Consider the following 24,793-nt stretch of genomic DNA (forward strand, 5'->3'; position numbering starts at 1 on the left):
CACCACCCCCCTGTAGGAGCGAGCTTGCTCGCTTTCAAGGCCACCCGGTTTATCAGAGGGTGTGAGGGCCGGGCATTCGAGTGCTACGCACTCATCGCGAGCAAGCTCGCTCCTACAGTGAGTGTGGGTATCAGCGGATCTTTTGGGCGCAGAACGCCGCGGTTTCGTAGGGCACGGTGACCAGGCTCTTGCCGCGCAGCTCGGGCTCTTCGTCGATCAGCGCGGCGATCTGCCGGTCGATCTGCGCCCGCGCGGCCTGCGGCAAGGCAGCGATAAAACTGGTGGAGCGCACCCGGTCGAAAATCACCTGCTCCGGGGCGCCGCTGTGACCGTTGCCGAAGTGCTGCTCCTGCAAGGGGGTAAAACTCGGGTGAGGAAACGCCTGGCGCCAGGCCCCGGTGTAGTAGCGCGGCGTATCGCCTTCCAGGGCGTTGACGATCCGGTCCAGGCGCTGCACCCAGGGCACCCGGGCATCGCGCAGGTTCCACACCAGGCCCAGCCGGCCGCCCGGCTTGAGCACCCGGGCGATCTCGCTCAAGGCTTCGCGGCTGGCGAACCAGTGAAAGGCCTGGGCGCAGACCAGCGCGTCCACCGACGCGTCGGCCAGCGGTATCGCCGTGGCATTGCCGCTCAGGGCTTCGGCCTGGGGATGGCTGGCGGCGAGCCTGGCGAGCATCTGTGCCACCGGCTCCACGGCGATCACCCGCGCGCCGGTGGCCAACAGGCGGCCGGTGAACTTGCCGGTGCCGGCGCCGAGATCAACCACCACCTGGCCGGCCCGCAGGCCCAGGCTGTCGCGTAGCCACTGGTCCAGCGCCGGCGGGTAATCCGGGCGGCCGCGCACGTAGGTGTCGGCGGCGTCTTTATAGCCGTCGGCGGCGGCGTGATGGATCGGGGTATGCGGGTCTTTCATCGTCGGCCTTCCTCGTCGTTCGCCCATGCGGCCCAGCATAGACCCGCCGAGACCACGGGCGGCATGAAAAAAATGTCAGTTTGCCCCGCGTCGGCCGAACCTCGTCCCTCCTCCTGGCGACAGCGAACCGACCAACCGCCGAGCGTGCAGGCGGGCCCGGCGCTGGGCACAATAGGCGACTGTCCAAGCCAGAGGCCCGCCCATGCCAGCAACCACCGCCCACCCCGCGTCCGAGCGCCCTTCGCACGAGGCGCTGCTGGTCATCGACGTACAGAACGACTTTATCCCCGGCGGCGCCCTGGCCGTGCCCGAGGGCGACCTGATCGTGCCGCTGATCAATCGCCTGGGCCGGCGTTTCCAGCAGGTGGTCGTGACCCAGGACTGGCACCCCGCCGGGCATGCCTCGTTCGCCTCCAGCCACCCGGGCCACGCGCCGTTCAGCCGCATCCAGCTGCCCTACGGGCCGCAAGTGCTCTGGCCGGAGCATTGCGTGCAGGCCAGCCATGGCGCCGAGCTGCACCCGGACCTGCGGCTGGAGCATGCCCAGTTGATCCTGCGCAAGGGCTGCAACCTGGACATCGACAGTTACTCGGCTTTCGTCGAAGCGGACCGCAGCACCGTTACCGGGCTGGCCGGCTACCTGCGCCAGCGCGGCATCGACACCCTGTACCTGGCGGGCCTGGCCCTGGACTACTGCGTCGCCTGGTCGGCGCTGGACGCGCGGGCGGCGGGCTTCACCACCTTCGTGGTGCTCGACGCCTGCCGCGCGATCGACCTCGACGGCTCGCGGGACGCCGCCCTGGCGCACATGCGCGAAGCGGGCGTCGGCCTGATCCACTCCAGCGAACTCCCGCCGCTCCCGTAGGAGCGAGGCTTGCCCGCGATGGCGCCAGGGGATGCGCCAGATGCCTTGAGAGGGTACGGCGATGTTGAAGACGCCATCGCGAGCAAGCTGCGCTCCTACAACGACAGATCGCCGGGGTTGGGTTAAGCCGGCATCGGCAGGCACAGGCGGAAACGCGCGCCGCCCAGCGGCGAGGTTTCGACGGTCAGGCTGCCGCCCTGGGCTTCCAGGGCGCGGCGGCTGATGGCCAGGCCGAGGCCGAACCCGCCAGTGGCGCGATCACGGCTGCGGTCCAGGCGGTAGAACGGCTCGAACACCCTTTCACGCTCGTCGTCGGGGATGCCGATGCCATCATCGTCGACCCAGATTTCGCAGCCGCGCTCGCTGACCTGCACCCCGACCTGGATGCGCCTTTCGCAATAACGCATGGCATTGCGCAGCAGGTTCTGGATGGCCCGGGCGGTCAACCGCGGGTCGAGGGTGAAACGCTCCAGGCTGCCGTGCAGCAGCACGTTGATCACGATATCCGGGGACTCCAGCTCGTCGTCGACGCTGCCCAGGATGCTGTCGATGAACTCGTCCAGCGACACTTCGACCTGTTCCGGCAACTGTCCCGGGTTCTGCAAACGGCTGTAGGACAGCAGTTCCAGCACCAGTTCGTCGAGTTCGCGAATATGCGCCACCAACCCCTGCAAGCGTTCGCGAGCGCTGGCCGGCAGTTCCTCGGAGAGCGCCAGGGCCAGGCCGAAGTCGAGCCGGGTCAGGGGCGTGCGCAGCTCGTGGGACACCGCGTTGAGCAGGTCGCGCTGCTGGTTCAGCAGGTTTTCGATGTCGCCGGCCATGGTGTCGAAGACATTGGCCAGGCTGCCGATGTTGGAACTGGGGGAAATCTGCGTGCGTTCGCTCAAGTGGCCTTTGCCGAAGCGTTCGGCGGCGTGCTTCAGGCGCTCCAGGTCGCGCCAGTGCGGGCGCAGCCAGAGCAGCAGGCAGGCGAGCATGGTCGCGCCGATCAGCACGTTGATGCTCCAGTACAGCAGGCTGACGTCGACCGGGTCCGGCGGCACCACCATCTGCACCACCATCTGCTCGTCCAGGGGCGCCACCGCGAGGGTGCGCCAGCCCCAGTCGCCGACCCGCACCACGTTCTCGCCGCGTTGCAGGCGCTCGCGCTCGTAGGGGGTGAAATCGGCATCGTCGTTGCGGGTCAGCAGGATGTGCAGCGGCTGGAATTCGCGGTCCATCTCCGCCGCCAGGGTCGGCCACTGCGGCGCCGGTACGCTGTGGAACTGCTTGACGATCAGGGTTTGCAGGCCGCGGGAGTAATCCAGGTTGTAGGTCACGAAGCGCTCGTGGAAGAGCCGCACCACCAGTTCCGGCGCCAGGTAGATTGCCGCGCTGAACGAAACGATCGTCACCAGGTACAGGCGGATCAGGATTTTCAGCATCGACTCAGCATTCCCATTCGGAACGGCTGAACAGGTAACCCTTGCCCCACACGGTCTTGATCTTGCGCGCCTCGCCGGCATGGTCGTCGAACTTGCGCCGCAGCTTGGAAATCGCCACGTCCACCGAACGGTCGGTGCCGTTGAACTCGATGCCGCGCAGGCGCTGCAGGATCTGGTCGCGGCTCAGCACCTCGCCGGCATGCCGGGCCAGCACCACCAGCAGGTTGTATTCGCCACTGGACAGCTCCACCAGCTGGTCGCGCCAGCTCACGGTACGCTCCGACAGATCGATACACAGGTTGCCCATGAGAATCCGGTCGCTGGCGGTCTGCGGCTCGCCGAGGCTGCTGCGGCGCAACAAGGTCCGCACCCGGGCCAACAATACGCGCGGCTCACAGGGTTTTGTCACATAATCGTCGGCGCCCATTTCCAGACCCAGCACCTGATCGTGGCTATCATCACGGGCGGTCAGCATCAGGATCGGCAGCGAGGCCGAGTCGGCACGCAGCAGGCGGCAGACTTGCAGGCCGTCCAGGCCAGGCAGCATCAGGTCGAGGATCACCAGGTCCGGCGGGCTGACCCGCGCCCTCTCCCGCACCTGATCGCCGCGGCTGATGACGTTGACCTGATAGCCGTTGCGCTCCAGGTAGCTGGCAATCAGTTCGGAAAGCGCGGGGTCGTCTTCGACCAGCAGGATGTTGGGCATGGAGTAATCCAGAAATACGGTGGCGGCTGATGGTTCTTTATCGCGAGCAAGCTCGCTCCTACAGGAGGGACGTGCTCCATGTGTAGGAGCGAGCTTGCTCGCGATTGAGCGCAACGCGCTCACCGAACGCAGGATATACAACCTCGCGGACACCCGAGCATTCGCTTCACACTTTTTCACACAGCACCTACACAGCTTCACAGCGATTCTTGCGGCCGGCCCTTAGCATGCCGCAGTCATTATTGGGGTATCAGCATGTCGAAAAACCTGTTTGCGCCGTTCTGCCTGTTGTTGCTGGCAGCCGCGCTGAGCGCTTGTGACAAGTCCTCCACCGCCGAAGAACAGGCACCGTTGGCCAAGGTCCGCGTCGAAACCATCCAGACCCGCCCGCTGTCGATCAGCAGCGAGCTGAGCGGGCGCATCGCCGCGCCGCGCATCGCCGAAGTCCGCGCACGGGTGGCCGGCGTGGTGCTGCAACGCACGTTCCGCGAAGGCAGCGACGTGAAACAGGGCGACGTGCTGTTTCGCATCGACCCGGCCCCGTTCAAGGCCGACCTCGACAGCGCCGTGGCCAGCCTGCGCAAGGCCGAGGCCAATGCCTTCCAGGCGCGCTTGCAGGAACAGCGCTACGCCCAACTGATCGAAGACAAGGCCATCAGCGCCCAGGAATACGACAACGCCCGGGCCAACGCGCGCCAGACCGCCGCCGAGGTGGCCGCCAACCAGGCCGCCGTGCAGCGCGCGAAGCTGAACCTGGGGTATGCCACCGTCACCGCGCCGATTTCCGGGCGCGTCGGCCGGGCCCTGGTCACCGAGGGCGCGCTGGTGGGCCAGAACGAGACCACGCCGCTGGCGCTGATCCAGCAACTGAACCCGATCCACGCCGACCTCACCCAGTCGACCCGCGAGCTCAACGACCTGCGCCGGGCCTTCCGCGCCGGCCAGTTGCAACAGGTCGGCCAGGACCAGGCCAAGGCCACGCTGATCCAGGACGACGGCAGCCTCTATCCGTTGCCGGGCAAGCTGCTGTTCGCCGACATCAGCGTCGACCCGAGCACCGGCCAGATCATCCTGCGCAGCGAGTTCCCCAACCCGGACCTCGACCTGCTACCCGGCAGCTTCATCCGCGTACGCCTGGAACAGGCGGTGAACCGCCAGGGCATCAGCGTGCCGCAGCGGGCCATCCTGCGCGACAGCGCCGGCATCGCCCAGGTGCTGCTGGTGAATGCCGAGCAGCAGGTGGTGCAGCAACCGGTGCAACTGGGGGCCGCGCAACAGGACCGCTGGATCGTCACCGAAGGCCTCAAGGCCGGCGACCGCATCGTCGTCGAAGGCGTGCAGCACGCCCGTCCGGGCGAAAAAGTCCAGATCGACGACAGCCCTCTTCCCCTAGCCCAGACCACTGGACAGTAGGTAGGAACCCTCATGCCGCAATTCTTTATCGACCGTCCGGTGTTCGCCTGGGTGGTCGCCCTGTTCATCCTGTTGGCCGGTGCCCTCTCCATCCCGCAATTGCCGGTGGCGCAGTACCCCAACGTCGCGCCGCCGAGCATCGAGATCTACGCCGTGTACCCGGGCGCCTCGGCGCAGACCGTGGACGAAAGCGTGGTCAGCCTGATCGAGGAAGAACTCAACGGCGCCGACCACCTGCTGTATTTCTCGTCCCAGAGCAGCCTGGGCAGCGCCACCATCACCGCCACCTTCCAGCCCGGCACCAACCCGGAAATGGCCCAGGTCGATGTGCAGAACCGCCTCAAGGTGGTCGAGCCGCGCCTGCCGCAAGCCGTGACCCAGCAAGGCTTGCAGGTGGAAAAAGTGTCGGCCGGCTTCCTGCTGCTGATCACCCTCACCTCCAACGACGGCAAGCTCGACGACACCGCGCTCAGCGACTACCTGGCGCGTAACGTGATGAACGAGATCCGCCGCCTGGACGGGGTCGGCAAGGCCCAGCTGTACGGCGCCGAGCGGGCCATGCGGGTGTGGATCGACCCGCAGAAGCTGATCGGTTTCAACCTGACCCCGGCCGACGTCAACGCCGCCATCGTCGCGCAGAACGCCCAGGTCTCGGCCGGCAGCATCGGCGACCTGCCGAGCCGCTCGACCCAGGAAATCACCGCCACGGTGCTGGTCAAGGGCCAGCTGGCGACCCCCGAGGAGTTCGCCGACATTGTCCTGCGGGCCAACCCGGACGGCTCCACCGTGCGGATCGGCGACGTGGCGCGGGTGGAAGTCGGCAGCCAGGACTACCAGTTCTCCACCCGCCTCAACGGCAAGCCGTCCACCGCGGTCGGCGTGCAGCTGTCGCCGGGGGCCAACGCCCTGGCCACCGCGACCCTGATCCGCGCGAAGATGGACGAGCTGTCGCGCTACTTCCCGGCCGGCGTGGAATACAAGATCCCCTACGACACCTCGCCCTTCGTCAAGGTCTCGATCACCAAGGTGGTCTACACCCTGGGCGAAGCCATGCTGCTGGTGTTCGCGGTGATGTTCCTGTTCCTGCAGAACATCCGCTACACCCTGATCCCGACCCTGGTGGTGCCGGTGGCGCTGATGGGCACCTTCGCCACCATGTTGGCGCTGGGTTTCTCGATCAACGTGCTGACCATGTTCGGCATGGTCCTGGCCATCGGCATCCTGGTGGACGACGCCATCGTGGTCGTAGAGAACGTCGAGCGGATCATGGCCAGCGAAGGCCTGTCGCCGAAGGAGGCGACGCGCAAGGCGATGCAGCAGATCACCGGCGCCATCGTCGGCATCACCCTGGTGCTGGTGGCGGTGTTCCTGCCGATGGCCTTCATGGCGGGCTCGGTGGGGGTGATCTACCAGCAGTTCTCGCTGTCGATGGCCACCTCGATCCTGTTCTCGGCTTTCCTCGCCCTGACCCTGACCCCGGCCCTGTGCGCCACCCTGCTCAAGCCGATCGCCAAGGGCGAGCACCATGAGAAAGGCGGCTTCTTCGGCTGGTTCAACCGCCGTTTCGAACACCTCAGCGACGGCTACCAACGCTGGGTCGCCTATGCGCTGAAACGCTGCGGCCGCTACCTGGTGGTGTACGTCGTGCTGCTGGTGGGCCTGGGGCTGCTGTTCAGCCGCCTGCCCTCCTCGTTCCTGCCGGTGGAAGACCAGGGCTACACCATCACCGACATCCAGTTGCCGCCGGGCGCGAGCAAGAACCGCACGATCCAGGTGGTGGAGCAGATCGAGGCGCACAACGCCGGCGAGCCGGGGGTCGGCGACAGCACGGTGATCCTCGGTTTCAGCTTCTCCGGCAGCGGGCAGAACGCCGCGCTGGCGTTCACCACGCTCAAGGACTGGTCGCAGCGCGGCGGCGACGATTCGGCGCAGTCGATCGCCGACCGGGCCAACGCCGCCCTGAGCCAGATCAAGGACGCGGTTTCCTACGCCGTATTGCCGCCGCCGGTAGACGGTCTCGGCACGTCCAGCGGCTTCGAGTTCCGCCTGCAAGACCGCGGCGGCCTCGGCCATGCCGCGCTGATGCAGGCCCGCACCGAGCTGCTGGCCGCGGCACAAAAAAGCCCGATCCTCACCAACGTGCGCGAAAGCGCCCTGGCCGAGGCGCCGCAGGTGCACCTGGAAGTCGACCGCAAGCAGGCCAACGCCCTGGGCGTGTCCTTCGCCGACATCGGCAACGTGCTGTCCACCGCGGTGGGCTCCAGCTACGTCAACGACTTCCCCAACCAGGGGCGGATGCAGCGGGTGGTGGTGCAGGCCGAAGGCGACCGCCGCAGCCAGGTGGAAGACCTGCTGAAAATCCAGGTGCGCAACAACCTCGGCAAGATGGTGCCGCTGTCGGCCTTCGCCCAGGCGCGCTGGACCCAGGGCCCCACTCAGTTGACCCGTTACAACGGCTACCCGGCCATCAGCATTTCCGGCGAGCCGACCCCGGGCCACAGCACCGGCGAGGCCATGGCGGAAATCGAGCGCCTGGTCAGCCAGTTGCCCACCGGCCTGGGCCAGGAATGGACCGGCCTGTCGCTGCAGGAACGCTTGTCCGGCAGCCAGGCGCCACTGCTGCTGGGGCTGTCGCTGCTGATCGTGTTCCTGTGCCTGGCGGCGCTGTACGAGAGCTGGTCGATCCCGACCTCGGTGCTGCTGGTGGTGCCGCTGGGCGTGCTCGGCGCGGTGCTCGCGGTGACCCTGCGCGGCATGCCCAACGACGTGTTCTTCAAGGTCGGGCTGATCACCATCATCGGCCTGTCGGCGAAAAACGCGATCCTGATCATCGAGTTCGCCAAGAGCCTGTACGACGAAGGCCACGACCTGGTCGACGCGACGATCCAGGCCGCGCGCCTGCGCCTGCGACCGATCGTCATGACCTCGCTGGCGTTCATCCTCGGCGTGGTGCCCCTGGCCATCGCCAGCGGCGCCAGCTCGGCCAGCCAGCAGGCCATCGGCACCGGGGTGATCGGCGGCATGATCACCGCGACCCTGGCGGTGATCTTCGTGCCGGTGTTCTTCGTGGTGGTGATGCGACTCGTCAAGCCCCGCAAACCCCAGGACTGAAGGTCATCGTGTAGGAGCGAAGCTGGCTCGCGATAGCCGCGCAGCGGCGGTATAACCGTCGCCTCGCGTTATCGTTGGAGATTTATCGCGAGCAAGCTGCGCTCCTACAGGTTGGGGGCCGCATGCTAAGGTTTGCCGCACACCCCGCCACCGCGAGCCGCCATGTCCTTTCTTGTGCGTACCCATCCCCGCCTGACCGCCGGTGTCCTGATCGGCCTGGCGGCGGGTTTCCTGGCGCCGTCCGAAGCGTGGCTGAGCAAGGTCCTCATCGGCTGGAACGCCGCGGTCTGGAGCTACCTGCTGCTGATGTTCTGGCTGACCACCCGCTCCCGGGCCGACGACGTGAAACGCATCGCCGAGGTCGAGGACGAAAACGCCGGGGTGGTGCTGCTCATGGTCTGCATCGCGGCCATCGCCAGCCTCGCCGCCATCACCTTCTCGCTGTCCGCCAGCAAGGACCTGGACGCCAGCCAGCGCCTGCTGCACTACGCCTTCACCGGGCTGACGGTGGTCGGCTCCTGGCTGCTGATCGGGGTGATCTTCAGCGTGCACTACGCCCGCCTCTACTACACCTGGGGCGGCAAGGAGCCGGCGCTGCGCTTCGCTGAGGGCCTGACCACCCCCAATTACTGGGACTTCCTGTATTTCTCCTTCACCATCGGCGTGGCGGTGCAGACCGCCGACGTCGGCGTCGCCACCCGCGAGTTGCGCAAGATCGTCCTGGCCCAGTCGCTGATCGGGTTCCTGTTCAACACCGCGATCCTCGGTTTCTCGATCAATATCGCCGCCGGGCTGTTCTCGTGACCGCGCACATCTGTTCTAGACCCGCCCGGGCGAACGGGCGCTAACTGTCGCCCTCGCCCCTGCCACGGACCTTCCATGAACGCGCACGACTGGCTCGACCTGGCCCAGGACGCCGACACCGGCATCGAGACCCTGCGCGCCCATTTCACCGGCCACGCCTACGACCCGCACTGGCACGACAGCTACCTGGTGGGCGTGACCGAACAGGGCGTGCAGCAGTTCCACTGCCGCCGCGAGCGCTTTCACAGCACCCCGGGCAAGGTATTCCTGCTCGAGCCCGGGGAAATCCACGACGGCGACGCCCCCGCCGAAGGCGGCTTCACCTACCGCATGCTGTACCTCGACCCGCAGTGGCTGGAGCGCGAACTGAGCGCGCTGTTCGAAGAGGCGCCGGCCGACAGCCAACTGAGTTTCGCCAGCACCCTGGCCAGCAACCCGCGCCTGGCGCTGGCCACCAGCAACGCCTTCCACAGTCTGCACCACGGCGAGTTGCGCATCGTCCGCCAGAGCGCCATGGACCAGCTGTTCGACCAGCTCACCGGCCACCTGCACTGGCGCCAGCGCTACCGCGAAGACCCGCGCCTGCCCCGGGTGGCGCAAAGGGCCCGGGACTACCTGCACGCCCACGCCCAACAGGACATCAGCCTGGACGCGCTGGCCGCGGCCTGCGGCGTCGACCGCTTCCGCCTGACCCGGGCCTTCAAGGCCGCCTACGGCCTGCCGCCCCATGCCTACCTGGTGCAGTTGCGCCTGGCCAAGGCGCGGCGCCTGCTGGCCCACGGCGAGCAACCGGCCGCGGTGGCCATGGCCCTGGGCTTCGCCGACCAGAGCCACCTGGGCCGCTGGTTCGTCCGCGCCTACGGCATGACCCCGGCGGCGTACCGCAAGCGCTGCTCGAATCTTCCAGACGCCTGAACGCTCGCCAGCGAAGATCGCTCACCGATCTTCACTGGAGTTGCTCGCGATGTTGTCCTCCCTGTCCTTTCTACCGTCCCTGCCTGGCCTGCTGCCCTTCCTGTTGTTCGCCTTCGTCGCCTCGATCACCCCGGGGCCGACCAATATCCTGGTGCTGAGCAACAGCGCCCGCTACGGCTTCAAGGCCGCGCTGCCGATCGTCCTCGGCGCCTGCGTGGCCGCCGCCGGCATCGTCGTGCTGGTGGGCAGCGGCCTCGGCCGGACACTGATGGACGTGCCCGGCCTGCCCGCCGCCATGCGCTGGGCCGGGGTGATCTGGCTGAGCGTCCTGTCCTGGCAGATCTTTCGCGCGCCGCCCGCCGCCATCGACCCCAAGGCGGGCGACACCCACCGGCGCCTGGGCCTGCTCGGCGGCGCCAGCCTGCAACTGGTCAACCCCAAGACCTGGATGATGGCCCTGGCGGTGGTCAGCGTGTTCGCCGGCAACGGCAACGAGCGCGAAAACCAGGTGCTGTACCTGTCGCTGGTGTTTTTCCTGGTGTCGCTGCCCTGCCTTGGCGCCTGGGCGCTACTCGGCGCCGGCTCCGCCCGGCTGCTGCGCTCGCCGCAAGCCTTGCAGCGCTTCAACCGGGGCATGGCGCTGTTGCTGCTGGCTTCGGCCTGGCTGAGCCTGTGGGCCTGACGGTCGCCCCAGTGCAAATGCCGGTCGCCTGAGGGCGTTTTCGCAAGGGTCGGGGTTACCTAAAGTGGCGCGGGGTCGATACGAAAGGTCGGCGAGCCTGTTTTTAACGCAGCATGGCCTGCGTAGCGCCGAAGGCGCCCAGCGCGCAGCCACTTTTCGTACTGACCCCACGGCGCAGCAAGACGCCGCCTCTGACAATAACAACCTGCCGGACGAGACCCTGCGATGAGAAACCTGTTCAAACCTTGTCTCCCGATCCTCTGCGGCGCCCTGTTGTTCAGCGCCGGCACCTGGGCCAGCGAGCCCGCCGCCTGCAAGACCGTCCGCATGGGCGTGGTCAACTGGACCGACGTCATCGCCACCAGCGGCATGGCCGACGTGCTGCTGACCGGCCTGGGCTACGACAGCAAGCAGACCAGCGCCGTGCAGCAGATCATCTTCGCCGGCATCCGCGACAAGCGCCTGGACATCTTCCTCGGCTACTGGCAACCGGCGATGGACAAGAACATCGCGCCGTTCCTCAAGGCCGGGCAGGTCAAGGTCATGGCCCAACCGAGCCTGAGCGATGCCCAGGCCACCCTCGCCGTGCCGGACTACGTGGCGGCCGCGGGCCTGAAGACCTTCGCCGATATCGCCCGCTTCAAGGAACTACTGGGCGGCAAGCTCTATGGCATCGAACCCGGCAGCGGCGCCAACACCACGATCAAAAACATGATCGACAGCGACCGCTTCGGCCTCAAGGGCTTCAAGCTGATCGAGTCCGGCGAGGCCGGGATGCTGGCGGCGGTGCAACGGGCGATCAACCGCAAGGAGTTCGTGGTCTTCGTCGGCTGGACCCCGCACCCGATGAACATCAATATGCGCATCGCCTACCTGACCGGCAGCGAAGACGTCTACGGCCCCGACGAAGGCGCGGCCAAGGTCTCCACCGTCACCGCGCCGGACTACGCCGAGCGTTGCCCGAACGTCTATCGCCTGTTGCAGAACCTGAGCTTCAGCGCGGCCCAGGAAAGCCAGCTGATGGTACCGATCATGGAGCGCCAGACGCCCCAGGACGTTGCGCGGCAATGGTTGCGCGACCACCCCGACGACCTCCGGCGCTGGCTGGCCGGGGTCAGCAGCGTCGACGGCCAGGACGGCGTGGCGGCGGTGCAGGCCAGTTTGAAATAGCGGCGCCCTGTCGATCTCATCGCGAGCTGGCTCGCGATAGCGCCCGCCCCGACAACGGAAAACCCCGCCCATGCGCCACTACCCGCTTTCCCCCGAACTCGCCGCCTTCGTCGAGCGCACGCTGAGCTTCAGCAGCGCCGACAGCAGCTTCAAGGGCCTGCGCGACAATTACAGCCGCATGTGCCGCGCCTTCGCCCCGCCGCGCCCGGACGGCCTGCGAGTCAGCGACTTCTCCCTGGCCGGGGTGCCGGCCCGCGCCTATTGCCCGACCCGCCCGATGCCCGCCGACGGCTGGCCCTGCCTGCTGTACCTGCACGGCGGCGGCTGGGTGGTGGGCGACCTGGACTCCCACGACTTCATCACCGCATACCTGGCGGCGCAGTTGCAGGTACTGGTGATTGCCGTGGACTACCGCCTGGCGCCCGAGCAGCCGTTCCCCGCCGCCTTCGACGATTGCCTGGCGGCGTGGCGCGCCTTGCAGGCCGGGGCCAGCCCCTTTGCCCTGGATAAACGTCGGCAACTGGTGATCGGCGACAGCGCCGGCGGCAACCTCGCCGCGGCGCTGTGCCTGGCCCTGCGCGATGCCGGCGAACCCCCGCCCGCCGCCCAGGCGCTGCTGTACCCCGGCCTCGGCGGTAGCGCCGACCTGCCCTCGCGCCGCCAGTGCAGCGACGCGCCGCTGCTCGGCAGCAGCGACCTGGACAGCTATCACGCCCTGTACCTGCCCGGCCCCGAACAGCGCTCGCCCTACGCCCGGCCGCTGCTGGCCGACGACTTCGCCGGCCTGCCCCCGGCCTTTATCGCCCTGGCGCAATTCGACCCGCTGCGCGACGACGGCGAGTTGTATCACCAGCGCCTGCTGGCCGCCGGCGGCGACAGCCGGCTGTACCCGGGCCTCGGCCTGGTGCACGGCTGCCTGCGCGCCCGGGGCCTGGCGCCGGAAGTCGACGCGCTGTACGAGGCCCTGCTCGACTACCTGCGGGCGTGCCTCACGAACCTGTAGGAGCGCAGCTTGCTCGCGATCACCTGCGCAGCAGGTGCCCTTCAACGAAAACGCGCCATCCGTCAGCCGGATGACATTTTTTTCATCCCGCTGACGCCAATCGCCCTTGACGGCGAAATCACTTTGCTGTTTCCTGAAACCGGTTTCAGCGATGCGGCAGAACGTCGCACCTGAAACGGATACGCCCCATAACAAGAATGCCAATGACAGGTCGCCGCCCGTGAACAGTTTTTCCGCCGCCCAGCGCAGCCGCGTCACCATGCTCGATGTCGCCGAACGCGCCGGGGTTTCCAAGGCCAGCGTGTCGCGCTTTATCGGCGAAGACCGCGCCCTGCTCTCCGATGCCATCGCCTTGCGCATCGAACAAGCCATCGCCGAACTGGGCTACCGCCCGAACCAGATGGCCCGCGGCCTGAAGCGCGGGCGCACGCGCCTGATCGGCATGCTGGTGGCCGATATCCGCAACCCCTATTCGATTGCCGTGATGCATGGCGTGGAAACCGCCTGCCGCCAGCACGGCTACAGCCTGGTGGTGTGCAACACCGACCGCGACGACGAGCAGGAGCGCCAGCACCTGGCCAACCTGCGCTCGTACAACATCGAAGGCCTGATCGTGAACACCCTCGGCCGCCACCTGGACGAGCTGCGCGAACTGCACCGGGAAATGCCCATGGTCCTGGTGGACCGCAAGGTCGAGCACTTGCACAGCGACCTGGTCGGCCTGGACAACCCGCACGCCGTGCGCAGCGCCGTCGACCACCTGCAGGGGCGCGGCTATCGCGACCTGCTGCTGGTCAGCGAACCCCACGACGGCACCAGCTCGCGGCTCGAACGCAGCAACGCTTTCAAGGCACAGATCCAGCAGCGCCCGCCATTGCGGGGCGCCGTGGTGGAAACCGGCGCCGACCTGAACCGGCACCTGCAGCAGTTTCTCGCCGCCCCCGGCCCCGGGCCCAAGGCCCTGTTCTGCGGCAACGGCGTCGCCGCCCTGGCCGCGACCCGGGCCCTGCGCGAACTGGGCTGCCCGCTGTTCGACGAAATCGGCCTGATCGCCCTCGACGACCTCGACTGGTACCCGCTGGTGGGCAGCGGCATCACCGCCCTCGCCCAACCCACCGAACGCATCGGCGCCAGCGCCTTCGAGTGCCTGCTCAAGCGCCTGCGCGGCGACAACGAACCGCTGCGCACGCTGGACTTTACCGCCGAGCTGATCGTTCGCGGCTCCACCCGCCAGAGAGGGCCTCGGTAACCACTGATCGACTCGGGAATCGCGATGCGGGTGTAGCCGCTGCCGAGCCTGCGAGGCTGCGATCGGCAACGCAGTTGCCGCAAAACCTGCGTCCGCGATCTGCCTGAAAAACTCTTGCGCCGGTTGACGACGGCTACGCCGCCGATCGCAGCCTGCGGCAGCGGCTACAGGGAATCGTGCAGGCATGAAGAGAGGGAAATGAGCTGCTTTTTTTATGAGCTTTTTTTTGACAAAAAATGAAACCGGTTTCAGAGGTCGTGACCATGAATAAATCGCCCGTCTCCATCAGCCTGTCCAGCTACGGCGCGGACCTCGTCCGCGCCCAGGGCCAGGGCCATTTCATCGAGGTGCTGGCCGCCGCCGGCGCATCGCGCATCGAATGGCGCGAGGAGCTGCTGACCGTCGAAGAGCCGTCCCAACTGGCCCAGGCCGCCCGCGCCCAGCAACTGGAAAGCGTATTTTCCTCGCCGCTGGAGCTCTGGGTCGCCGGACGTTCCCACGCCAACCCGCTGCTGCAACAAGCGCTGCAACGGGCCCAGGCCTTCGGCGCGAAGAGCCTCAAGGTGTCCCTGGGGTATTTCACCGACAACAACGACCTGCTCCACCTCGGCCTGCTGCTCGCGCAGTCCCCGGTGCAACTGCTGGTGGAAAACGACCAGACCCTGCACGGCGGGCGTATCGAACCCTTCCAACGCTTCTTCGCCGAGGTCGAGCGCCACAACCTGCCGGTGCAGATGACCTTCGACATCGGCAACTGGCAGTGGCAGGACCAGTCCGCCTCCGCCGCCGCGCGCCTGCTGGGCCGCTACGTCGGCTACGTGCACTGCAAGGCCGTGGCGCGGCGTGCCGACGGCAAGCTGGTGGCGATGCCGCCGGGCATGGCCGACCTGCATCTGTGGGAACAATTGCTGCGGCACATGGCTCAAGGCATTACCCGGGCCGTGGAATACCCGCTGCAAGGCGAAGACCTGGTGCAGCTGACCCGCGAGCACGTCGCCACCCTCGCCCGCCTCGGTCAGTCGCGGCTGGAGAACGCCCATGTCTGAGCTCGATATCCTGTCCTTCGGCGAAACCATGGCGATGTTCGTCGCCGAACAGAGCGGCGACCTGGCCCGCGTCGGCCACTTCCACAAGCGCATCGCCGGCGCCGACAGCAACGTTGCCATCGGCCTGTCGCGCCTGGGGTTCAAGGTCGGCTGGCTGAGCCGGGTCGGCGCCGACTCCCTGGGGCGCTTCGTCGTCGACAGCTTGCAGGGCGAAGGCGTGGATTGCCGCTTCGTCGCCACCGACCCGCAACACCCCACCGGTTTCCAGCTCAAGTCCCTGGAAGAGCACGGCGACGATCCGCGGGTCGAATACTTCCGTCGCGGCTCGGCGGCCAGCCACTTGAGCGCCGCCGATATCGCCCCCGAGCTGCTGCGCGCCCGGCACCTGCACGCCACCGGCATTCCACCGGCGCTGTCGGCCTCGGCCCGCGACCTGTCCCACAGCCTGATGCGCAAGATGCGCGCGGCCGGGCGCAGCCTGTCCTTCGACCCAAACCTGCGGCCGAGCCTGTGGGGCAGCGAAAAACTGATGATCCATGAGATCAACCGCCTGGCGGCGCTCGCCCATTGGGTGCTGCCGGGCCTGAGCGAGGGCCGCCTGCTGACCGGCTACGAAGACCCGGCCGATATCGCCGCCTTCTACCTCGATCAGGGCGTCGAAGCCGTGGTGATCAAGCTCGGCGCCCATGGCGCCTACTACCGCACCCAGTTGCACGAAGGCTTCGTCGAGGCCGTGCCGGTGGCGCAGGTGGTCGACACCGTGGGCGCCGGCGACGGTTTTGCCGTCGGCCTGATCAGCGCCCTGCTGGAAAACCACAGCATGGCCGAGGCCGTGCAGCGAGCGAACTGGATCGGCAGCCGCGCGGTGCAGAGCCGCGGCGACATGGAAGGTTTACCGCGCCGGGATGAATTGCCGCCGGCCGCTGCGCGACCGATCGCGAGCACGCTCGCTCCTACAGAACTTGCGCAATCCGTGTAGGAACGAGGGGGACGCCTAGTCCTTGCTCGCGATAAAACCGTGAAAACAACACAACCTGATTAAACCCACGCGTTACCTGCTGCGACAAAAACAACAAGCTCAGGAGCACCCTCATGCACACGCTGAAACTCGCCACCCGCCGCTGGTGGTACATCATGCCCATCGTCTTCATCACCTACAGCCTGGCGTATCTGGACCGCGCCAACTACGGGTTCGCCGCCGCCTCCGGGATGGCCGCCGACCTGATGATCACCCCCGGCCTGTCGTCGCTGCTCGGCGCGCTGTTCTTCCTCGGCTACTTCTTCTTCCAGGTGCCGGGGGCGATCTACGCGCAGAAACACAGCGTGAAGAAGCTGATCTTCGTCAGCCTGATCCTCTGGGGCGGCCTGGCCACCCTCACCGGGGTGGTGCCCAACGCCTGGATGCTGATCGGCATCCGCTTCATGCTCGGCGTGGTCGAGGCCGCGGTGATGCCGGCGATGCTGGTCTACCTGTGCCACTGGTTCACCCGCGCCGAACGCTCGCGGGCCAACACCTTCCTGATCCTCGGCAACCCGGTGACCATGCTCTGGATGTCGGTGGTCTCGGGCTACCTGGTGGAGCACTTCAGCTGGCGCTGGATGTTCATCATCGAAGGCCTGCCGGCGGTGATCTGGGCCTTCATCTGGTGGCGCCTGGCCGACGACCGGCCGAGCGCGGCGAAATGGCTCAGCGACCAGGAAAAACACGACCTGGAAAGCGCCCTGGCCGCCGAACAGGTGGGCATCAAGGCGGTGAAGAACTACGCCGAGGCCTTCCGCTCGCCCAAGGTGATCATCCTCGCCCTGCAATTCTTCTGCTGGAGCATCGGCGTCTACGGTTTCGTGCTGTGGCTGCCGTCGATCCTCAAGCACGGCGCGCAGATGGACATGGTCGAGGCCGGCTGGCTGTCGGCGTTGCCGTACCTGGCGGCGGTGATCGCCATGCTCGGGGTGTCCTGGGGCTCGGACCGGATCCAGAAGCGCAAGCGTTTCGTCTGGCCGCCGCTGCTGATCGCCTCCTTCGCCTTCTACGGCTCTTACCTGCTGGGCGCCGAGCATTTCTGGTGGTCCTACAGCCTGCTGGTGATCGCCGGCGCCTGCATGTACGCGCCCTACGGGCCGTTCTTCGCCATCGTCCCGGAAATCCTCCCGGCCAACGTCGCCGGCGGCGCCATGGCGCTGATCAACAGCATGGGCGCCCTGGGCTCGTTCGGCGGTTCGTACCTGGTGGGTTACCTGAACAGCGCCACCGGCTCGCCGGGCGCCTCCTACCTGCTGATGAGCGGCGCGTTGCTGCTGTCGGTGGTGCTGACCATTTTCCTCAACCCGGGCGCCAGCGACCGCCGCCGCAAGGCGCTGCCGGTACGTCGCCGCCTGGCGCACTCCTGAATCGAACAAGGTGAACCCGATGAAAAAACACATCGTCCTGTACAAGAAACTCTCGCCGCCGCTGATGGCCCGCCTGCACGACCAGGCCCAGGTAACCCTGATCGAAGACCTCGGCGCCCAGGGCCTGGCCAAGCTGCGCAGCGCCCTGCCCGACGCCCAGGGCCTGCTCGGCGCCAGCCTGCGCCTGGACGCCGAACTGCTGGACCTGGCGCCGCGCCTGGAGGCCGTGGCCAGCGTGTCGGTGGGCGTCGACAACTACGACATCGACTACCTGACCCACCGCGACATCCTGCTGAGCAACACCCCGGACGTGCTCACCGAAACCACTGCCGACACCGGTTTCGCGCTGATCCTGGCGAGCGCCCGGCGGGTGGTGGAACTGGCCAACCTGGTGCGCGCCGGCCAGTGGAACCGCAACATCGGCCCGCTGCATTTCGGCAGCGACGTGCACGGCAAGACCCTGGGCATCATCGGTATGGGCCGGATCGGCGAAGCCTTGGCCCAGCGCGGCCATTTCGGGTTCAACATGCCGGTGATCTACCACAGCAGCCGCCCGAAACCGGCGGTGGAACAGCGCTTCGGCGCCGCTTACCGCAGCCTGCCGGCGTTGCTGCAAGAGGCCGACTTCGTCTGCCTGACCCTGCCGCTGACGGAAAAGACCCAGGGCCTGATCGGCCGCGAAGCGTTCGCCCTGATGCGTCCGGAGAGCATCTTCATCAATATTTCCCGGGGCAAGGTGGTGGACGAACAGGCGCTGATCGAAGCCCTGCAACAGCGCCGGATCCGTGGCGCGGGCCTGGATGTGTTCGAGCGCGAGCCCCTGGGCCACGACTCGCCGCTGCTGCAGTTGAACAATGTGGTGGCCACCCCGCATATCGGCTCGGCCACCCATGAGACCCGCGAAGCCATGGCCCGCTGCGCGGTCGACAACCTGCTGGCGGCCCTGGCCGGCCAACGCCCGGCCAACCTGGTCAACCCCCAGGCGTGGGAGCGGCGCAAAGCGGCGGTCTGATGCGGTCACCGCAATGCCTGTAGCCGCTGCCGAGCCCGCGAGGCTGCGCACGGCCGCAAAGCGGGCGCCGCCTTCAAGACCGCCTGAGGTCCTGCGGACCTTGCGCAGCCTGCGGCAGCGGCTACAGGGGCGAGCCTCGCCTTGCCCCATTGGCCTGGACCGACACCCAACCTGTAGCCGCTGCCAAGCCATGGCGAGGCTGCGCACGACCGCAAAGCGGGCGCCGCCTTCAAGACCGCCTGAGGTCCAGCGGACCTTGCGCAGCCTGCGGCAGCGGCTACAGGGGCGAACCTCGCCTTGCCCCATTGGCCTGGACCGACACCCAACCTGTAGCCGCTGCCGAGCCCGCGAGGCTGCGCACGACCGCGAAGCGGGCGCCGCCTTCAAGACCGCCTGAGGTCCTGCAGACCTTGCGCAGCCTGCGGCAGCGGCTACAGGGATTGGGTTGCCAATGTCAGCGGCGCTTGGCGGAACGGCCTTCGAGCAGGTCCTGGGTGCACTGGACGATACGCTGGCAAGCGTCGGCCAGGCGCTCCTGGTCCACCACCAGGCCGAGGCGGATATGCCCCGCCGCGCTGGGGCCAAAGGCCTCGCCGGCGAGTACCGAGACGCCGTGCCCTTCCAGCAGCAACTCGGCGAACTGCTGGGCGCCAAGGCCGGTTTCCCGCACATCGACCATGACGAACATGCCGCCGTCGGGCTTGACCGGCTTGAGCCCGGCGCACTGGCCGAGCCGGTCGCACACCAGGTCGCGGCGCTGGCGATACTCCTCGCGCATCTGCGCCAGCTCCGGCAACTCGGCATCCAGCGCCACCACCGCGGCGTTCTGCACGAAGTCCGGCAGCCCGTACAGCATGCACAGCGCCAGGTTGCTCAAGTGCCCGGCCAGGGCCTGCGGCGCCACCACCCAACCAACCCGCCAACCGGTCATGGCGTGGGACTTGGACAGGCTGTTGATGGTCGCCGTGCGTTCGGCCATGCCCGGCAGGCTGGCGGGGCTGGTGTGTTCGCCGTCGAACAGCAGGTCGCTGTAGACCTCGTCGGAGATCAGCCACAGGTCGTGCTCGACGCACAATCGCGCCAGGGCCTGCCAGGTTTCCCGGGACAAGCTGGCGCCGGAGGGGTTGTTCGGGCTGTTGAGCATCAGCGCGCGGGTCTTGGGCGTGATACGCGCGGCGACGGCGGCCGCCTCGACCCGAAAACCGTTCTCCGAGCGTACCGGCACCGGCAGCACCTTGGCCCCGCAGGCACCGAACACGCCTTCGTAGGTGACGTACATGGGCTCGGCGACCAACACCTCGTCGCCGGGATCGAGCAGGCACTGGGCCACGGAGAACACCGCGCATTGCGCCCCCGGCAGCACCACCACATGCCCGGCGTCCACCGCCTGGCCGCTGCGGCTGGCATGGCGCCGGGCGATGCGACTGCGCAGCGAGAGATTGCCGCGCACCTCCGAATAATGGGTATCGCCCGCCAGCAGGCTATCGATGGCGGCCTGGACGATGGGCCGCGGGGTATCGAAGTCCGGGTCGCCGATGGTCAACAGCAACACATCGGCGCCCTGCTCGCGCAACTCCAGGGCGCGGTAATGGATTTGCCAGGCGGCGGCACCTTCGCCGTCGATCCGCTGGGTCAGGGCTGAATAGCGCATCTCGCTCTCCTTGGGCACGCATTCCAACAACCCTAACTCAAATCACAAAGCGCGCCACCATCGCATTCAAATCCACCGCCAGGCGCGACAGCTCGTGGCTGGCGGCGCTGGTCTGGTTGGCCCCGGCGGCCGACTGGGTGGCCAGGTCGCGGATGTTCACCAGGTTGCGATCGACCTCGCGGGACACCTGGGCCTGCTCTTCCGAGGCGCTGGCGATCACCAGGTTGCGCTCGTTGATCAGGTTGATCGACTCGGCGATCTGCTCCAGCGCCACCCCGGCGGCGCGGGCCATTTCCAGGGTGCTCTGGGTGCGCTGGTTGCTTTGCTGCATCGACTGCACCGCCTCGCCGGTGCCGTTCTGGATGCCGGCGACCATCTTTTCGATTTCCTGGGTCGATTGCGCGGTGCGATGGGCCAGCGCCCGCACCTCGTCGGCCACCACCGCGAACCCGCGCCCGGCCTCGCCGGCCCGGGCCGCCTCGATGGCGGCGTTGAGGGCCAGCAGGTTGGTCTGCTCGGCGATGGCGCGGATCACGTCCAGCACCTTGCCGATATCCCGGCCCTGGCTGGCCAGGCCCTCCATCATCACCGAGGTGTTCTGCACGTCGTGGGTCATGCTCTGGATCGCGTCGACGGTCTCCACCACCCGGTCGCGGCCCTCGCGGGCGGCCTGGGTCGACTGGTGCGAGGCTTCGGAGGTCGACACGGCGTTGCGCGCCACCTCTTCCACGGCGGCGGTCATCTCGTTGACCGCGGTGGCCGCCTGTTCGATCTCGTTGTTCTGCTGCTGCAAGCCGCGGGAGGCTTCCTCGGTGACCGCGCTGAGCTCTTCCGAGGCCGACGCCAGCTGGGTCGCCGAAGCGGAAATCTGTTCGATGGTCTTGCGCAGGTTGCCCTGCATCTCGTTCAGGGCGCCGAGCAGCCGGGCCGGCTCGTCGTTGCCGTCGACCTCGATGGCCTGGGTCAGGTTGCCCGCGGCAATGGTCCGCGCGGCCGACACCGCGCGGTTCAACGGCGCGACGATGCTGCGGGTCAGCAACAGCGCCAGCCCCACCGTGAGCAACGCGGCGATCACCGCCACCGCGACGATGCCGGTAATGGCGCTGCTGTAATGTTCGCCCGCCAGGCTCGAGGCCCGGCCCGCGTCGGCCTTGTTGATGTCCACCAGCTTGTTCAATTGCTCGCCCATCTGGTCGGTGCCGTCCTTGATCCGGGTGTTGATCAGGCTCCGCACCTCGTCGAGCTTGTTCTGCCGCGACAAGTCCATCATCTCGCCCTGGGCTTGCAGGTACTTGTCCAGGGTCGCCGCGAAGGTCTTGTACAGCGCCGCCTCCTCCTCGCCCGCCGGCATGGCGGCGTAGCTGGCCTGGGCCTTCTTGAGCTTGTCCACCAGCACGTCGATGCGCGCCTGCGCTTCCTGCAGGCTGGCCGGGTCGCGATTGACCAGGACCCGGAACGAGAGAATCCGCAAACGCAGCACGTTTTCCGTGAGGTTGCCGAGGAACCCTACGCTGGGCAGTTGGTTGCTTTCCATGTCCACGGAGGCCTGTCGGATGACCGACATGCGGTTGACGGCAAATACGCCCAACGCGACGACCAGCAACGCGATGAACGCAAAACCGAGAAAAGCTCGAGGCGCGATATTCATATTACGTAGGGACATAGGATGACTCTCGGGAATTGAGGGCTGCGGGCATCCATGCGCCGGACCCTGTCGCCAGCAGCGGCTGGCAGCCTGACAGGGGGCACCGCTGTTGTAATTAGTGTGCGGGCCTAATAGCGATATCGGCCGGGCTTGAGGGTTTTTGCAGGCAAATGTGAAAAAATATTTCCGCCCTCCCGCACTTGTTTCACCGATGAAACAGAGCGCCGCGGATCGAAACTGAAAGCCGTCGCTCCCACGCTGTCAAAGCGCCCTACCGAGCGCCATGAAAAGTGCAATTCATTCGCCGGAAAAGCCATTCAGTCGCCGCCCCGCCCTGTCCATCATGGGCTCCAGCTCGTACAGCAGCTCATAACAACAACGATTTGGAGTGGACGATGAAACCCGAAGACTTCCGTGCCGAGACCCACCGCCCGCTGACCGGCGCCGAGTACCTGGCCAGCCTGCGCGACGATCGCGAAATCTACATCTATGGCGACCGGGTCAAGGACGTGACCACCCACCCGGCCTTCCGCAACTCCGCCGCCTCCATGGCCCGCCTCTACGACGCCCTGCACGATCCGGCGACCAAGGAGCAGCTGTGCTGGGACACCGACACCGGCAACGGCGGCTACACCCACAAGTTCTTCCGCTCGGCGAAAAGCCCCGACGAGCTGCGCCAGCAGCGCGACGCCATCGCCGAATGGTCGCGCCTGACCTACGGCTGGATGGGCCGCAGCCCCGACTACAAGGCCGCCTTCGGCAGCGCCCTGGGCGCCAACCCGGAGTTCTACGGCCGGTTCGCGGATAACGCGCGCACCTGGTACAAGCGCATCCAGGAAGCCTGCCTGTACCTCAACCACGCCATCGTCAACCCGCCGATCGACCGCGACAAGCCGGTGGATCAGGTCAAGGACGTGTTCATTTCGGTGGACGAGGAAGTCGAAGGCGGGATCATCGTCAGCGGCGCCAAGGTCGTGGCCACCAACTCGGCGCTGACCCACTACAACTTCGTCGGCCAGGGTTCCGCGCAACTGCTGGGGGACAACACCGACTTCGCCCTGATGTTCATCGCGCCGATGAACACCCGCGGCATGAAGCTGATCTGCCGCCCGTCCTATGAACTGCAAGCCGGCATGAGCGGCTCGCCGTTCGACTACCCGCTGTCCAGCCGCTTCGACGAGAACGACGCGATCCTGATCATGGACAAGGTGTTCATCCCCTGGGAAAACGTGCTGATCTACCGCGACTTCGAGCGCTGCCGCCAATGGTTCCCGCAAGGTGGTTTCGGCCGCCTGTTCCCGATGCAGGGCTGCACCCGGCTGGCGGTCAAGCTCGACTTCATCACCGGGTTGCTGGTCAAGGCCCTGCAATGCACCGGCTCCCTGGAGTTCCGCGGGGTCCAGGCGCAGGTCGGCGAAGTGGTGGCCTGGCGCAACCTGTTCTGGTCGCTGACCGATGCCATGCACGGCAACGCCAGCGAATGGCACAACGGCGCCTTCCTGCCCAGCGCCCAGGCCTTGCAGGCCTACCGCGTACTGGCGCCGCAGGCCTACACCGACATCAAGAAAATCATCGAGCAAGTGGTGGCCAGCGGGCTGATCTACCTGCCGTCCGGCTCCCGCGACCTCAAGGACCCGATGCTCAACCAGTACCTGAGCACCTATTGCCGCGGTTCGGCGGGCATGGGCCACGAGGAACGGATCAAGATCCTCAAACTGCTGTGGGACGCCATCGGCACCGAGTTCGGCGGGCGTCACGAGCTGTACGAGATCAACTACGCCGGCAGCCAGGACGAAATCCGCATGCAGTGCCTGCGCCACGCCCAGGCCAGCGGTTCGATGAACGCCATGACCGAGCTGGTGGACAAATGCCTCGGCGACTACGACCTCGACGGCTGGACGGTGCCGCACCTGACCAACCCGGACGACATCAACATGCTCGACCGTATCCGCCAATAGCACACCGCCCTGTAGGTGTAGGAGCGAGCTCGCTCGCGATCAATCCGCAACGATAACGCGGTGTATCGGATACACCGCTGCTGCGCAGCTATCGCCAGCAAGCCGGCTCCTACCAATGCCAAGGTCCCCCGAGGAATGTGTCATGACTCAGCTCGACCCCAAGCAACAAGCCTTCCGCAACGCCATGGCGCACATGACCGCGGCGGTCAACGTCATCACCAGCAACGGCCCGGCCGGGCGTTGCGGCATCACCGCCACCGCGGTCTGCTCGGTCACCGACAGCCCGCCCAGCCTGATGGTCTGCGTCAACCGCAACAGCGCCCTGAACCCGGTGTTCAAGCGCAACGGCCAGCTGTGCGTCAACGTGCTCTGCGGCGAACACGAAGAGGTCGCCCGGCACTTCGCCGGCATGACCGACGTGGCCATGGAGCAACGCTTCGGGCTGCACCCCTGGCGCGACGGCCAGGGCTCCCTGCCCGTGCTCGACGGGGCGCTGGCCAGCCTGCAAGGACGGATCACCGAGGTGCAGGAAGTCGGCACCCACTCGGTGATGCTGGTGGAACTGGATGAAATCTGCGTGCGCGAACACGGCGATTCGCTGGTGTACTTCAGCCGCTGCTTCCACCGCCTGCAACGGGCTGTCCAGGCGGCCTGAGCGTACGTTTTTCCGTTTCTTTGTAGGAGCAGCCGGTCGACGCTCGATTGCTCGCGATAGCCGCGCAGCGGCGATGTATCTGCCACTGCGCGTTATCGTTGTAAATCCATCGCGGGCAAGCCTCGCTCCTACAGAAGCCATTCCCCTTCATCCTGCATCTGTAGGATAGCGATCCCCTCCCAG

21 protein-coding genes and 1 pseudogene are annotated in these 24,793 nt (G+C 67.0%); 16 read left to right on the forward strand and 6 right to left on the reverse strand.

Going from position 1 to position 24,793, the window contains the following annotated elements; genetic code table 11:
• Positions 1-130: 130 nt before the first annotated feature.
• Positions 131-913, reverse strand: coding sequence for a class I SAM-dependent methyltransferase (locus tag BTN82_RS16225; protein ID WP_075120138.1), 783 nt, complete (start codon positions 911-913; stop codon positions 131-133).
• A gap of 202 nt (positions 914-1,115) precedes the next feature.
• Between BTN82_RS16225 and pncA the strand changes: the two genes are divergently transcribed.
• Positions 1,116-1,778, forward strand: a complete 663-nt coding sequence (gene pncA, locus BTN82_RS16230; RefSeq protein WP_075120139.1) for a bifunctional nicotinamidase/pyrazinamidase — start codon at positions 1,116-1,118, stop codon at positions 1,776-1,778.
• A gap of 122 nt (positions 1,779-1,900) precedes the next feature.
• On the opposite strand, the gene BTN82_RS16235 is transcribed toward pncA, so the two are convergent.
• Both BTN82_RS16235 and BTN82_RS16240 read right to left on the reverse strand, forming a co-directional pair.
• Positions 1,901-3,202, reverse strand: coding sequence for an ATP-binding protein (locus BTN82_RS16235; protein WP_075120140.1), 1,302 nt, complete (start codon positions 3,200-3,202; stop codon positions 1,901-1,903).
• Between the two features lie 4 nt (positions 3,203-3,206).
• Positions 3,207-3,908: a response regulator transcription factor gene (locus BTN82_RS16240; protein WP_075120141.1), complete on the reverse strand. Its 702-nt coding sequence runs from the start codon at positions 3,906-3,908 to the stop codon at positions 3,207-3,209.
• A gap of 255 nt (positions 3,909-4,163) precedes the next feature.
• Between BTN82_RS16240 and BTN82_RS16245 the strand changes: the two genes are divergently transcribed.
• From BTN82_RS16245 to BTN82_RS16300, 13 genes are all read left to right on the forward strand, one after another.
• Positions 4,164-5,321: an efflux RND transporter periplasmic adaptor subunit gene (locus BTN82_RS16245; protein WP_075120142.1), complete on the forward strand. Its 1,158-nt coding sequence runs from the start codon at positions 4,164-4,166 to the stop codon at positions 5,319-5,321.
• 12 nt (positions 5,322-5,333) lie between these two features.
• The gene (locus BTN82_RS16250) at positions 5,334-8,432 is read left to right on the forward strand and encodes an efflux RND transporter permease subunit (protein WP_075120143.1); all 3,099 of its coding nucleotides are present in this window, start codon (positions 5,334-5,336) and stop codon (positions 8,430-8,432) included.
• A 162-nt stretch (positions 8,433-8,594) separates the two neighbouring features.
• Complete coding sequence (locus BTN82_RS16255; protein WP_075120144.1) at positions 8,595-9,236, forward strand: DUF1345 domain-containing protein; 642 nt, start codon at positions 8,595-8,597, stop codon at positions 9,234-9,236.
• A gap of 75 nt (positions 9,237-9,311) precedes the next feature.
• Entirely contained in the window at positions 9,312-10,151 is an 840-nt protein-coding gene (locus BTN82_RS16260) for an AraC family transcriptional regulator (protein ID WP_075120145.1), read from the forward strand.
• Between the two features lie 49 nt (positions 10,152-10,200).
• Positions 10,201-10,833, forward strand: a complete 633-nt coding sequence (locus BTN82_RS16265) for a LysE family translocator (RefSeq protein WP_075120146.1) — start codon at positions 10,201-10,203, stop codon at positions 10,831-10,833.
• A 225-nt stretch (positions 10,834-11,058) separates the two neighbouring features.
• Positions 11,059-12,003, forward strand: a complete 945-nt coding sequence (locus BTN82_RS16270; protein WP_075120147.1) for a choline ABC transporter substrate-binding protein — start codon at positions 11,059-11,061, stop codon at positions 12,001-12,003.
• 70 nt (positions 12,004-12,073) lie between these two features.
• Positions 12,074-13,006 (forward strand): alpha/beta hydrolase, encoded by a 933-nt coding sequence (locus BTN82_RS16275; protein ID WP_075120148.1) that lies wholly within the window; start codon positions 12,074-12,076, stop codon positions 13,004-13,006.
• Between the two features lie 9 nt (positions 13,007-13,015).
• Positions 13,016-13,180 (forward strand): hypothetical protein, encoded by a 165-nt coding sequence (locus BTN82_RS31370; protein WP_186828404.1) that lies wholly within the window; start codon positions 13,016-13,018, stop codon positions 13,178-13,180.
• 46 nt (positions 13,181-13,226) lie between these two features.
• Positions 13,227-14,255, forward strand: coding sequence for a LacI family DNA-binding transcriptional regulator (locus BTN82_RS16280; protein ID WP_075120149.1), 1,029 nt, complete (start codon positions 13,227-13,229; stop codon positions 14,253-14,255).
• Positions 14,256-14,518: 263 nt separating this feature from the next.
• Positions 14,519-15,301: a sugar phosphate isomerase/epimerase family protein gene (locus tag BTN82_RS16285; protein ID WP_075120199.1), complete on the forward strand. Its 783-nt coding sequence runs from the start codon at positions 14,519-14,521 to the stop codon at positions 15,299-15,301.
• A complete protein-coding gene (locus tag BTN82_RS16290) occupies positions 15,294-16,280 on the forward strand; it encodes a sugar kinase (protein WP_075120150.1) in 987 nt (328 codons plus the stop codon). The genes BTN82_RS16285 and BTN82_RS16290 overlap by 8 nt, the downstream gene beginning before the upstream one ends.
• A 113-nt stretch (positions 16,281-16,393) precedes the next feature.
• A complete protein-coding gene (locus BTN82_RS16295) occupies positions 16,394-17,689 on the forward strand; it encodes an MFS transporter (protein ID WP_075120151.1) in 1,296 nt (431 codons plus the stop codon).
• Between the two features lie 19 nt (positions 17,690-17,708).
• Complete coding sequence (locus BTN82_RS16300; protein ID WP_075120152.1) at positions 17,709-18,701, forward strand: 2-hydroxyacid dehydrogenase; 993 nt, start codon at positions 17,709-17,711, stop codon at positions 18,699-18,701.
• A gap of 454 nt (positions 18,702-19,155) precedes the next feature.
• Here BTN82_RS16300 and BTN82_RS16305 read toward each other — a convergent pair whose 3' ends face one another.
• From BTN82_RS16305 to BTN82_RS31880, 3 genes and pseudogenes are all read right to left on the reverse strand, one after another.
• Complete coding sequence (locus BTN82_RS16305; RefSeq protein WP_075120153.1) at positions 19,156-20,352, reverse strand: pyridoxal phosphate-dependent aminotransferase; 1,197 nt, start codon at positions 20,350-20,352, stop codon at positions 19,156-19,158.
• Positions 20,353-20,389: 37 nt separating this feature from the next.
• A complete protein-coding gene (locus BTN82_RS31875) occupies positions 20,390-21,253 on the reverse strand; it encodes a methyl-accepting chemotaxis protein (RefSeq protein WP_410002818.1) in 864 nt (287 codons plus the stop codon).
• Positions 21,248-22,015 (reverse strand): annotated as a pseudogene (locus BTN82_RS31880) (MCP four helix bundle domain-containing protein); the annotation flags it as partial. The gene BTN82_RS31875 and the pseudogene BTN82_RS31880, both read right to left, overlap by 6 nt.
• Before the next feature lie 377 nt (positions 22,016-22,392).
• Here BTN82_RS31880 and hpaB point away from each other — a divergent pair.
• Both hpaB and hpaC read left to right on the forward strand, forming a co-directional pair.
• Complete coding sequence (gene hpaB, locus BTN82_RS16315; RefSeq protein WP_075120155.1) at positions 22,393-23,955, forward strand: 4-hydroxyphenylacetate 3-monooxygenase, oxygenase component; 1,563 nt, start codon at positions 22,393-22,395, stop codon at positions 23,953-23,955.
• Between the two features lie 142 nt (positions 23,956-24,097).
• A complete protein-coding gene (hpaC, locus tag BTN82_RS16320; protein ID WP_075120156.1) occupies positions 24,098-24,610 on the forward strand; it encodes a 4-hydroxyphenylacetate 3-monooxygenase, reductase component in 513 nt (170 codons plus the stop codon).
• Positions 24,611-24,793 lie beyond the last annotated feature (183 nt).

Origin of the sequence: Pseudomonas chlororaphis (assembly GCF_001921865.1) — a bacterium.
Classification (GTDB): domain Bacteria; phylum Pseudomonadota; class Gammaproteobacteria; order Pseudomonadales; family Pseudomonadaceae; genus Aquipseudomonas; species Aquipseudomonas chlororaphis_D.